This is a genomic window from Chroococcidiopsis sp., from assembly GCF_051657925.1.
GTDB lineage: Bacteria > Cyanobacteriota > Cyanobacteriia > Cyanobacteriales > Chroococcidiopsidaceae > Chroococcidiopsis.
Genome location: NZ_JBOFLP010000173.1, coordinates 1 through 10684, shown reverse-complemented (window position 1 = coordinate 10684; position 10684 = coordinate 1). Strand labels below are relative to the sequence as shown.

Here is a 10684-nt window from a genome sequence, read left to right as displayed (position 1 = left end):
CAAAAATTAGTCAGAGTTACAGGGGTGAAAATGTCAGATTCTACATACATCTTTGCTAATTCTCAGCCTTGGAAAACAGTTGAACCCAAAGAATTTGAACTGACAGAAACTGAGCTTAAAGAATTGGCAAGACTCCAAGCAATCGAACGAGTCTTCGATCCAGCTAGTCGCAGGCGAATTCAAGCAACAGGTATTGCTGCAAATTGGCGCTGTCTTGAAGTTGGCGCAGGAGCAGGATCGATCGCCCGATGGATGGCAGAAATTGTTGGAGACGATGGTAAGGTTGTTGCTGTCGATTTAAATACTCGTTTTATTGCCAAGAGCAACCCAGCAAACATAGAAGTTATAGAATCCGATATTCGTCATCTAGCGCTAGAAAGTCAATCTTTCGATTTAATTCATACTCGCTACGTGCTGATTCATGTTCCAGAATTTCAAGTTGCCCTCGCAAAAATGTTAGATTTGCTCAAACCTGGGGGGTGGATTGCGATCGAAGAACCAGATTTTTCTGCTGCTAGAGCGATCGCGGGAAATGAAGCAGCTTGTCAGTCAATGAATCGGGTGAATGAGGCGATCGCCCAAATGTTTGCGAGTAGGGGTATGGATTATGCTTTTGGGATTAGATTGCCTGCAATATTTCAACAGATGAATTTGCAAGATTTATCTGTTGAAAATGATACTCCTTTGGCTCCTGGGGGTTCGGGAATTGCTACAGTTATGAAAATGTCTGCCGAGCGATTAGCAGATAAATATATTGCTACAAATAAAGCAACACGAGAAGATATCGAGCGGTATTGTCAAATTGCTGAAGATCCGCAGTCATGGGCAATTTATTATTCAACTATCGGGGCTACAGCTAGGAAAGCAGTTTAGCGATCGCAGATTAACCAAAAAGGTGCGATCGGCTCATGACAAAAGCCTGTCAACGGACACTGAAATATCTGAAAATGCTAATGGTGTAATGATTCCTGCCTCAATCGTATTTGCTTCAAGATACTTACCATTTTGAGGATTTCTAAATACAATAAGTTGGCGCGCAGATAAGCTTAAAACCCAATATTCTTGAATTTCAGCCGTTGCATAAATTGCAGCTTTAATATCCAAATCTTTTTTTAAGCTTGTCTTGGCAACTTCTATAATCCAGAAGATGTCATTAGGTATAGGATGGCGATCGTTGTAGGATGATTCTGGCAATCTCACAATCGCGATATCGGGTTCGGGTTCGGAGTTAGCCAGGGTAATGGGTCCATTGAAGCGTACATCAGCCTTACCGAACAACAATTCCTCTAAGTACTTCGCGCCTCGTTTTGCTGTAGAGTAATGGATCGGCGTTTCTGGACTCATCTCAACAATTTCACCCGCTAGCAATTCCACATGGCGATCGCGCAGAATACCTGCTTCAATCATGCGATGATAGTCTTCTACAGACCATTTAGCTAGCGTTTTCATAGCAGAATTGCTGAGAGTATTGCGAGCTGATTTAGTTCAATTTTATAGTTTCTGGGTTGAGAAGCTGAATGACTTACAAGAAAAATCGCTCATAATCATCGTGACTACCAATCCAGAATCATGTTACTGTGTCGCCTTCTAATACCCCCAGCGCTCGATAATCTCGCGTGACTCTGACAAACCAAATTCCTTCCTGGCTGTTGATGCACTTGAAACGCAAGGACGGATGAAATGGATTCTCTGCCCACAACTGATATGCTTTCCTAGCAGTCTGCCTAATATTGCCGCTCAACCGTCGATACTCAGTCCAAAAGGAGGGAAGGACAGCAGACTTCATAGCTGCTCGTAGTCCAGTGCAGTCGCTTGCCCTTCAGCAATTTCTTGTTTGGCGCGTCTTGCAGCAGCAACAAGCTTTTGTTGTGTGCGTTGGAAAGATTCATTCCAGCGAATTTCATCTTGTAAGTCGTCGATATACTCTCGAAGATGCTCTACAATCCGCTCTTGTACATCCAGAGGTAAAGACTCCATCATTTTCGTGACCGTAGTAATCGCAGCGGATGACATAGTGGCTTTTTCTCATGTAATACTGTGTTTTTTAAAGCTAGCACCAATCGCAGCCTGCCTACTCGTTAGCTATTTCTATATCTGAATCAGCGTCGCAATTGTCCTATAAGTTCTATAAAACTTTTGACTTCAACAATAATTTTTTGAGTTTTGTTTTCGGTACTAACAAATTGTTTTGTTTTCGGTACTAACAAATTGTAATGTTAAAGGATGAGTCAGTGCTTTCAACTCAGTGCAATTTTAGTCCACTTCATGGGTGTTGCCCATACCCCATTTTTGAAAAAGCGATCGCCACTTTGGACAAACCCTACTTTCTGGTAAAAGCCTACTGCCGCATCAGACGATTTAACAGTGATTTCATTAAGATCTTTGCTGCACCGAGTGAATAGCTCTTTACCAATTCCTTGCCTAGCAAATTCTCTTCGGACAAACAACAACGATAGATGATTTCCTCTCCGAAATGCAATAAAACCGACAACGATTCCATTCCAGGTAGCAACCCACATTCTCTCGCTACTCAAGATTCTGTCTCTTAATTCTCCTGGGTCACAAATTTGTGTCCATTCGGTAACACTTTCTGGTGTTCCGTCTGTGAGTTCCCATAGATCCGCAGAAGCCCACATGCAAGCACTAATTTGTTGCTCATCTCCAAATTCTGGCGGTCTATAGGTAACTGCGTGCATCATTGTGAGCTAATAACCTTGCGGCAATATTGCTTTAAATATCAACTAAGTAATACAACAGCGCCAAAACAATTAAGGCGTGCTGCGACTGAGATTTTTGGCTTTATAAAATGTTTCTAAACTATCGCGATCGCCAACAAATCTCCAGTGCCAAGGTTCGTAATTTACCCCTTGCGAGTTATTCTTGGGAAAAGACATTTCAAAGTGAAATCGCGCTGCATTTGCCTCTAACCATCTAAAGGCTTTCGTCTTCTCAAAATTGGTATTTAAATTTGTTGCAGGTGTATTACCATCACCAATATCTACAGCGTAACCTGTATGATGCTCGCTGTAGCCTGGAGGGGCGCTGACTTCGGCACGTTTGGTTACAGATTGCCCTCGTTCTGCCTTAGTATCAAAATAAATATGCTGCTGATCTTCAACGGAACGGAAAGCGGAAATTGGGGCTAAATTTACTCCTGAAGCTCTAGCCGCTCGTACCATCGCCTGAAACTCTTTGGCAGCGGCTTGACGCAATCTCATCGAACTGCCTGGTAGAATTGGCGCGAGTTCTGCTTCTGGGGCTTCTTGATAAGGTAGATGTCCTAAAAGGTTGTCTGAATTAGCGGGAGAAGGATTGACTGCTACTGGTGTTTGTGGTGTTGCAGGGCTAGAAACAGTCGGACTAGGAGAAACAGTAGGTATAGGTTGAGTGACAGTGTTTTGTGATGGGGTAGAGGTAAAGTACCATAAACCAGCTCCTACTGCGACCGCACCTACAACCAGCAAGCCACCAATTAAATAAATCGGCTTCCCACTGGAAGCACGATTAGGTGAAGTACCAGAATTAGGAGGGGCTGCATCCCGCAAAGCCTCTGGAATATCATCGGGCGATCGACGATTTGCAGAATTTGAATGCTTTTGTCGCTTTCTCGATAAGTCAGCGTTATCCACAACTCACTCCTTAGTGTTCGCCCCGCCAGCTTTAAGTTTACAACTGGCAATTGTAAACTTAAGACCGATTAACGGCTAAGTATCGATCTTGTAAACTGCACTAGTCCATTATTCCCCATTCCCTACTAATTCTTTCAGAAGAATAATTTTCTTTTCGTAATGCAGCTTTTGATACTATACGCTCAACTGATCGGCTTGGTTTTGTTAGGATTTTTTGCCAGCAGCAAAATACCTCAACTCTCTCCCCATACTCTAGGACAATTTCTGTTTTGGATTGGAGTCCCGATTAGTATTATTGCCTTCTTGCGCCAAGCTGACTTATCGGGTGCTATTTGGATCGCACCTATATGCGCTTGGATAGCTATTTTACTCGGAGCGGGTTTAGCTTGGGGGTGGATTCAGTTTTTTGGGAATAGGGCGCAGGGAGCAGGGAGTCGGGGGAAGAGAGCAGAGGAGCAGAGGGGCAGAGGAGCAGAGGAGCGTCAACCGTCAACCGTCAACCAACTACCAACTACCAACTACCCATTATCAACTACCCATTACCCATTACCTACCCAAGGCAGTTTTCTACTAGCAGCAATGGTAGGAAACACGGGTTATATTGGATTTCCCGTCGCTTTGGCGGTGGTAGGGACGCAGTATTTTGGCTGGACGCTGTTTTACGATCTTTTAGGATCGACTTTGGGATCTTATGGTTTAGGTGTAGTACTGGCGGCGCGTTTTGGTAAGGGAGTTAGCGATCGCACTTCACTTATCCAAGCAATACTAGTTAATCCTGCTTTGTGGAGTATGGGGTTTGGCTTGTTATTTCGTCAAGTTGCCTTACCTGCTCTAGCAGAATCAATTTTATCCAGTTTGGGTTGGAGTGTAGTTGCTCTATCGTTAGTTCTTATCGGGATGCGCTTGCAACATCTCAAGTCTTGGCGCAATTTACCCAAAGCCGCAGTTAGTTTGACGATCAAAATGTTGATCGTTCCGTTAGTTGTAGGTAGCGTCTTATCTCTATGTGGTTTTACAGGCGCACCTCAACTGGCGATCGTTTTACAAATGGCTATGCCTCCCGCTTTTGCTACTTTGGTAATTGCCGAAGCTTACGATCTCGATCGCGATTTGGCTGTGACGGCTTTAGCACTCGGTTCTGCAAGTCTGTTGCTGACTTTGCCATTGTGGTTGTGGTTGTTTGGTGTTCGTTAGAATCGCGTTATTGCAAAAGTTTTATTTCGGATGTCGCGCAAAGACGCAAAGGCGCAAAGAAAGACGCTATTTGACTTTGCTCAACTGGCTCGGTAAGCTTTGGGTGTCATGCCTGTGAATTGACGAAATTGTTGGCTGAGATGGCTGTGGCTGTTAAAGCCGGATTGTAGAGCGATTTCGACTACCGATAGGTTTGTTTGTTTTAATAACTGTTTTGCTCGTTCTACTCTTTGCTGGAGCAGGTATTGATGGGGAGAACTTCCCAGAGATTGCTTGAATAGGCGGCTGAAGTGAAATTGACTCATTCCCAGAAGTTGAGCTAAATCTGCCAGTTTAATCTCTCGATCTAGATGAGCGTTGATATATTCTGAAACTTGCAGTAATCTACGATCGCCTAATCCTCCTTCATAAAGTGCTACACGCGGTTGAGTTGTGGCATAGTCGCGGAGTAAATGCACTGTTAGCAGGTTGGCTAAAGATTCGACATAGAGGCGATTCACCCAAGCATCGTTTTGATGGAGTGCCGATCGCAACATCATGGCGATCGACTCGATTTGGGGGTTACGTACCCGAAATTCCGGTACGATCTCAATGCCAGCAGGATCGATTTCGATCGCTTCTTTTGCTACTTGTTGCAAGAATTGGGGCGGAATTTGGATGTGTAAGTAGCAATCCTCGCCTTCTGATTGATAGGAAGAAGGGAGATGAGCGGGGGTGATGGAAATATCGCCTTTAGTATAGAGTCCTACGTAACGACGATCGCCCATAATTTGATGCAAGCGATTGGGTTTCGTCGCCAGACATACGGCGATCGCGTGTTCTGGCAAGGCGAAATGTTCTATTCCTCCAGGGGGTTGCTGAAATTCTTCAACAATAATCGATTCCCAACCTAAATTTTGACTCGATGCGATCGGTAATTTGGGATCGCGTGTTGGAGCGTGCGATGCTTTTGTCATCTGTGCTTAAACCCCCTGCAAAACTTACCGCAAGAATTTGACAGTCGCGCAAGATTCAAATAGATCGAAGCTTCGAGTTTCCCTATTCTGTAATTGTAACGGCAAAGTTACAGTATGTAACGCCAAAATTAACTGCCCAAGTTTCAGTGAAATTTTAGGAGATTGAGATGCTGCTAAAAAAGTATGTAAATGGGGATAATTGTCAACCAATCGATTTAGTAGAGGCGAGAAAAAGTATGGCGATCGCCAATATTCTCAATCAGCTCGATCGCGCCTCAGTTGCTAGTTGGTTATTTCTAATTGGCTCGTTAATGTTTGTATTTGATGCCATATTAGAAATTTCTAAAGGTATTACTGTGTCTGCCGTTTTACATTTCTCAGCTAGTCTTATATTCACAATCGGCTCTGTTCTTTTTATGCCCGATCCTACCCAAAGTTAGTTCGACAAAATTTTAACTCTACAACTTTTTCTACTTCCTACTCCCTGCTCCCTGCTGCCTGCTCCCTGCTCTACAGTTCCAGATATTTTGTCATGACTTCTCACACCATTCGTTCCAACATTCGGGCTGAAATTCAGGAGTTTCTCAAACTCGCCGTTCCTTTAGTCAGCGCCCAACTTGCCCAATCTGTCACGGGTTTTGCCGATACAGTAGTCATGGGTAGGTTGGGACAAGAAACTCTAGCCGCAGGCGGATTAGCCTCCATCACGTTTATGACGTTGTTAAATACCGCAACTAGCATAGTGGTAGGAGTTAGCCCCCTTGTAGCGGTAGCGCATGGCGCAGGAGATAAATCGCGAGTCACGCAGATAACGCGCCAGGGGTTATGGATATCGGTGGTTCTGGCAATTGCTCTGATGCCGATTGTCGGACATTTGGACGCGCTGATGCTTCAGCTCGGACAATCCCCTCAAAATGCTTCTTTAGCAAATGAATATCTGGATGTAGCACTTTGGGGAATATTTCCAGCTTTGGGGTTTACCGTACTCAGAAGTGTCGTAGCTGGCGTATCTCAGGCACGTCCGGTCATGGTTATTGCGATCGCTTGGACGCTGTTTGATATTGCAGGCAATTATATCTTGGGTCTAGGTATGTTTGGTTTTCCGCGCCTGGGACTGATGGGTTTAGCACTGACTAGCGCTCTCAGTTTTTGGGGTAGGTTTTTGTCTTTAGCTGTCTACATACTCTGGCACAAGCAACTTAGAAATTACGGTATTTTTCAGGCATTACATCGAATTAGACCGCGCATTATTTGGGAATTGCTCTGGCTGGGCGCGCCGATTGGGATAGCGACAGCTATAGAATACGGTTTGTTTAATATCGTCACGCTCCTTATGGGAACTTTAGGAACTGAGATTTTGGCAGCACACCAAATCGTTTTACAAACTACAGTCGTTTTTTACATGATTCCCTTGGGGATGTCATACGCGACAACAGTGCGAGTCGGTCAATGGCTCGGACAGCAAAACTTAAAAGCAGCCAAACGAGCTGGATACGTCAGCATGATTTTGGGTGCTGGCTCGATGACACTCATGGCGATCGCGGTGTTACTCTTTCCCCAACAGATAGTAGGATTATTTATCGATCTTCGCGACCCAGCAAATGCAAACGTTTTATCAATTGCTGTTCCTATGCTGTTTGTCGCAGCTTTGGGAGAAATTGTAGATGGAGTGCAAAGAACTGCTAATGGCGCACTGCAAGGGCTTCAAGATACTCGCGTTCCAATGTTACTAGGCTTTTTAGCTTACTGGGGAGCTGGGTTAACGAGTGGTTGTCTGCTAGGGTTTCAATTTGGTTTGGGTGGTGTAGGGTTATGGATCGGACAGTCAATTGGGCTGGCGATCGCATCTATTGCATTTATCTGGCGGTTTCGTCAACTATCTTCCCGCAAGCAATTACAATATTCTCTCTGTTCCTGTACCCCAAATTCTTAACTTGTGGACAACATCCATCCCTACCCGACTCCCGCCTCCTGATGTGATGCAGCTAGTTCCGCAATATTCATCTTTTCGTATGGCTCAAACGGTTGGTGAATCCAGGGACTATCGGGTAAATAATCGACGTAATAATCTGGGACAAACACAGAACAGCCTTTGTACCACAAAACAGCGGTGCGAATTTCTTCCACTTCTGTAGCAAACTGCTCTTGCAACCAAGGGATAGTCTGCTGTAGCGTCGCGCCAGAGTCCACCAAATCGTCAACTAAGAGAATGCGAGAACCTAATTTATCTGTTGTCATGGTTAAGTGACGGGAGACGACGAGACTACCTCTTTCTTGCTTACCCGCACCCACATAAGATGAAGTCGCTAAAATCGCTAGCGGCTGTTCGTAGATCCGGGAAAGAATATCGCCTACCCGCAAGCCTCCCCGTGCGAGACAGACAATTTGATTGAATTGCCACTGCGACTGATAAACCTGGACTGCCAACTTCTCAATCGTGCGGTGGTAGTCCGACCAAGAAACATAAAGATCTGACATAACGGGTACAATTTAGCGCTAATACTAGATGGCAGAGTCATTTATTCTAAACTTTTCCCATCTCGTTTATGCATAATTCCTCCCCTAAGAGTGATTCTGAAGCAACATCTTTAAGTGACAAGTTAGACTTAAAAACCAAACTTGCCTATGGTGCAGGGGATTTGGGACCAGCAATTGCTGCTGGGATTGGTGGATTTTTTCTGCTAGTTTTTTTTACAAATGTGGCTGGCATTCCCGCAGGGTTAGCAGGCAGCATTTTGCTGATTGGCAAAATCTGGGATGCAGTCAACGACCCAATTGTAGGAGTACTGACCGATAAAACCAAATCTCGCCGCTGGGGTCGTCGTTTACCTTGGTTATTGTACGGAGCAATTCCCTTTGGAATTTTCTTCTTCTTACAGTGGACTGTACCGCGCTTTAGTACTGAGCCTACCAGCCAAATGTGGAGCTTGTTTTGGTATTACGTGGTCATTGGGGTAGTGTCTCAAGTATTTTATACTGTGGTCAATTTGCCTTATACGGCAATGACTCCAGAACTAACTCAAGATTATGACGAGCGGACGAGCTTGAATAGTTTTCGCTTTATTTTTTCCATTGGTGGCAGTATTTTCTCGCTAATTTTGGCACAAATTGTTTTTTCTACAATTAGCGATCGCCAGCAACAATTCTTTGTTTTAGCAGCAGTTTGCGCGGTCATTGCAACTTTATCACTCTATTGGTGCGTTTACGGCACGCGCGATCGCATTTTGGCATTTGAAGCCAGACGCACGGCAGTTGAAGAACCCCCAGCTTTACCAATTAGAGAACAATTTAAAATAGTTTTTACCAACAAACCTTTTTTATTTGTGATTGGAATTTACCTCTTTTCTTGGTTAGCAGTGCAAGTTACAGCTAGCATTATTCCCTATTTTGCTGTTAACTACCTAAAACTCCAAGAATCACAAGTTCCCACAGTTTTAATTGCCGTGCAAGGAACTGCAATTGTCATGCTGTTGGTATGGAGTCATTTAAGTAAAAAAATTGGCAAAAAAGTAGTTTATTTTATGGGGATATCTTTATGGATTTTAGCTGCAATCGGACTATATTTCTTACAGCCTGGTCAGTTAGGATTGATGTTTGCCTTAGCAGTAATTACAGGCATGGGAGTATCTACAGCTTATCTAATTCCCTGGTCGATGATGCCAGATGTGATTGAATTAGACGAACTCAATACCGGACAGCGCCGCGAAGGAATTTTTTATGGTTTTATGGTGTTGTTGCAAAAATTCGGTTTAGCTTTTGGTTTGTTTTTAGTTGGAAACGCCTTGCAAGCATCTGGGTTTAGAGAAGCAGCGGCGGGACAAGAATTACCAACACAACCAGAATCGGCATTATTTGCTATTCGCCTTGCAGCTAGTATTTTACCCGTAATTTTTCTGATTGGTGGTTTAGTTTTGGCATATTTTTATCCCATCACTCGCGAGATTCATGCTGAGATTTTGTTGAAATTGAAAGAGCGAAAGCAGGGTAATGGGTAATTAGTAATAACTCCAGATGTGATATTTTTCTTAGCCACGCCAGTTTGCAAGAGCGGGGGACACCCCCGCACGCGACTGGCTCCCTTTTTTAAGGGAGTTGGGGATCGTAAAAATCAGTTACCTCATCAGAATATCCCCCCTAGCCCCCCTTGAATAAGGGGGAAAAAAGAAAGCTGTGCATCACATTAATAGATATTTATTTTCAGACTACATATCTACTCCCACTCGATAAAATTAAACTAGAGATACCAACGTAGATAGTGCTATGGAAACTCTCACAGAACAAAAGTGTACTGCTTGCAGAAAGGATGCACCGCGAGTCACTCCAGAGGAAGAGGCACAACTCAAACCGCAAATTCCCGATTGGCAGATTGTTGACGTAGAAGGAATACCACATTTAACCCGTACTTACAAATTTCCCGATTTTCAAACTGCTTTGAAATTTACAAATCGCGTGGGTGAAATCGCTGAGGCGGAAGGACACCATCCCGCATTACTAACCGAGTGGGGTAAAGTCAAAGTCAGTTGGTGGACTCATGCCATTTCTGGATTGCACAAAAACGACTTTATTATGGCAGCTAAGACTGACGAGATTGCCGCTCAATTTAATTGAAAAATAATACATTGAAATAAAAAACCCCGATCACGATCAGGGTTTTTTGCGGGCGGGTTTGTTGATATCTTGGCTGTGAAACAGAGATTGTTGGTGAAACCCGCCCCTACCGGATCTCTTGCCACCCTTAAAAAGGGGGGTTGGGGGATCTAAACTAGGGCAACCATTCGAGAACGGCTTCTTCCTTAGTATTAGTATTGCGCGAAGGTGTTTCGCGGTTGAATTTCATGTGGATCGAACGAGTTTGTTCGCCATCAGCAGCCACAGCCATAATTGGGTAGTCGATTAACCCATCTT

General features: G+C 44.1%; 13 protein-coding genes and 1 pseudogene. 6 read left to right on the top strand and 8 right to left on the bottom strand.

Annotated elements, in window-relative coordinates; all coding sequences use genetic code 11:
• The first annotated feature begins 30 nt into the window (after positions 1–30).
• A complete protein-coding gene (locus ACRC32_RS14175; RefSeq protein ID WP_438554581.1) occupies positions 31–873 on the top strand; it encodes a class I SAM-dependent methyltransferase in 843 nt (280 codons plus the stop codon).
• A 33-nt stretch (positions 874–906) separates the two neighbouring features.
• Here the strand turns inward: ACRC32_RS14175 and ACRC32_RS14170 are convergent, their stop codons facing one another.
• The 5 genes from ACRC32_RS14170 to ACRC32_RS14150 all read right to left on the bottom strand — a co-directional run bounded on the left by ACRC32_RS14170 (position 907) and on the right by ACRC32_RS14150 (position 3629).
• Positions 907–1449 (bottom strand): Uma2 family endonuclease, encoded by a 543-nt coding sequence (locus ACRC32_RS14170; RefSeq protein WP_438554580.1) that lies wholly within the window; start codon positions 1447–1449, stop codon positions 907–909.
• Positions 1450–1567: 118 nt separating this feature from the next.
• A complete protein-coding gene (locus tag ACRC32_RS14165) occupies positions 1568–1786 on the bottom strand; it encodes a type II toxin-antitoxin system RelE family toxin (RefSeq protein WP_438554579.1) in 219 nt (72 codons plus the stop codon).
• Positions 1783–2013, bottom strand: a complete 231-nt coding sequence (locus ACRC32_RS14160) for a hypothetical protein (RefSeq protein ID WP_438554578.1) — start codon at positions 2011–2013, stop codon at positions 1783–1785. Before ACRC32_RS14160 ends, ACRC32_RS14165 begins: the two co-directional genes overlap by 4 nt.
• Positions 2014–2237: 224 nt before the next feature.
• On the bottom strand, positions 2238–2699 hold the full coding sequence (locus ACRC32_RS14155; RefSeq protein WP_438554577.1) for a GNAT family N-acetyltransferase: 462 nt from the start codon (positions 2697–2699) through the stop codon (positions 2238–2240).
• A gap of 69 nt (positions 2700–2768) precedes the next feature.
• A complete protein-coding gene (locus ACRC32_RS14150; protein WP_438554576.1) occupies positions 2769–3629 on the bottom strand; it encodes a M15 family metallopeptidase in 861 nt (286 codons plus the stop codon).
• 159 nt (positions 3630–3788) lie between these two features.
• On the opposite strand from ACRC32_RS14150, the gene ACRC32_RS14145 reads away from it, so the two are divergent.
• Entirely contained in the window at positions 3789–4823 is a 1035-nt protein-coding gene (locus ACRC32_RS14145) for an AEC family transporter (RefSeq protein ID WP_438554575.1), read from the top strand.
• Between the two features lie 80 nt (positions 4824–4903).
• Here ACRC32_RS14145 and ACRC32_RS14140 read toward each other — a convergent pair whose 3' ends face one another.
• On the bottom strand, positions 4904–5779 hold the full coding sequence (locus ACRC32_RS14140) for a helix-turn-helix domain-containing protein (protein WP_438554574.1): 876 nt from the start codon (positions 5777–5779) through the stop codon (positions 4904–4906).
• 167 nt (positions 5780–5946) lie between these two features.
• On the opposite strand from ACRC32_RS14140, the gene ACRC32_RS14135 reads away from it, so the two are divergent.
• Together ACRC32_RS14135 and ACRC32_RS14130 are read left to right on the top strand one after the other, a co-directional pair.
• A complete protein-coding gene (locus ACRC32_RS14135; RefSeq protein ID WP_438554573.1) occupies positions 5947–6219 on the top strand; it encodes a hypothetical protein in 273 nt (90 codons plus the stop codon).
• Between the two features lie 92 nt (positions 6220–6311).
• Positions 6312–7712, top strand: a complete 1401-nt coding sequence (locus ACRC32_RS14130; protein ID WP_438554572.1) for an MATE family efflux transporter — start codon at positions 6312–6314, stop codon at positions 7710–7712.
• 20 nt (positions 7713–7732) lie between these two features.
• On the opposite strand, the gene ACRC32_RS14125 is transcribed toward ACRC32_RS14130, so the two are convergent.
• Entirely contained in the window at positions 7733–8257 is a 525-nt protein-coding gene (locus ACRC32_RS14125; protein ID WP_438554571.1) for a phosphoribosyltransferase, read from the bottom strand.
• 68 nt (positions 8258–8325) lie between these two features.
• Here ACRC32_RS14125 and ACRC32_RS14120 point away from each other — a divergent pair, with 68 nt between their 5' ends.
• Positions 8326–9774 carry an MFS transporter gene (locus tag ACRC32_RS14120; RefSeq protein ID WP_438554570.1) on the top strand — a complete coding sequence of 483 codons (1449 nt, stop codon included), beginning with the start codon at positions 8326–8328 and terminating at the stop codon, positions 9772–9774.
• Positions 9775–10039: 265 nt separating this feature from the next.
• The gene (locus ACRC32_RS14115) at positions 10040–10387 is read left to right on the top strand and encodes a 4a-hydroxytetrahydrobiopterin dehydratase (protein WP_438554569.1); all 348 of its coding nucleotides are present in this window, start codon (positions 10040–10042) and stop codon (positions 10385–10387) included.
• 154 nt (positions 10388–10541) lie between these two features.
• Here ACRC32_RS14115 and ACRC32_RS14110 read toward each other — a convergent pair.
• Positions 10542–10684, bottom strand: a pseudogene (locus tag ACRC32_RS14110) (DUF4912 domain-containing protein); the annotation flags it as partial.

What these genes read in the sequence shown, in the direction of transcription:
- ACRC32_RS14175 (WP_438554581.1), top strand. Translation starts at nt 31, where the DNA reads ATGTCAGATTCTACATACATCTTTGCTAATTCTCAGCCTTGGAAAACA.
- ACRC32_RS14120 (WP_438554570.1), top strand. Translation starts at nt 8,326, where the DNA reads ATGCATAATTCCTCCCCTAAGAGTGATTCTGAAGCAACATCTTTAAGT.
- ACRC32_RS14130 (WP_438554572.1), top strand. Translation starts at nt 6,312, where the DNA reads ATGACTTCTCACACCATTCGTTCCAACATTCGGGCTGAAATTCAGGAG.
- ACRC32_RS14170 (WP_438554580.1), bottom strand. Translation starts at nt 1,449, where the DNA reads ATGAAAACGCTAGCTAAATGGTCTGTAGAAGACTATCATCGCATGATT.
- ACRC32_RS14155 (WP_438554577.1), bottom strand. Translation starts at nt 2,699, where the DNA reads ATGATGCACGCAGTTACCTATAGACCGCCAGAATTTGGAGATGAGCAA.
- ACRC32_RS14160 (WP_438554578.1), bottom strand. Translation starts at nt 2,013, where the DNA reads ATGTCATCCGCTGCGATTACTACGGTCACGAAAATGATGGAGTCTTTA.
- ACRC32_RS14125 (WP_438554571.1), bottom strand. Translation starts at nt 8,257, where the DNA reads ATGTCAGATCTTTATGTTTCTTGGTCGGACTACCACCGCACGATTGAG.
- ACRC32_RS14165 (WP_438554579.1), bottom strand. Translation starts at nt 1,786, where the DNA reads ATGAAGTCTGCTGTCCTTCCCTCCTTTTGGACTGAGTATCGACGGTTG.
- ACRC32_RS14115 (WP_438554569.1), top strand. Translation starts at nt 10,040, where the DNA reads ATGGAAACTCTCACAGAACAAAAGTGTACTGCTTGCAGAAAGGATGCA.
- ACRC32_RS14140 (WP_438554574.1), bottom strand. Translation starts at nt 5,779, where the DNA reads ATGACAAAAGCATCGCACGCTCCAACACGCGATCCCAAATTACCGATC.
- ACRC32_RS14145 (WP_438554575.1), top strand. Translation starts at nt 3,789, where the DNA reads ATGCAGCTTTTGATACTATACGCTCAACTGATCGGCTTGGTTTTGTTA.
- ACRC32_RS14135 (WP_438554573.1), top strand. Translation starts at nt 5,947, where the DNA reads ATGCTGCTAAAAAAGTATGTAAATGGGGATAATTGTCAACCAATCGAT.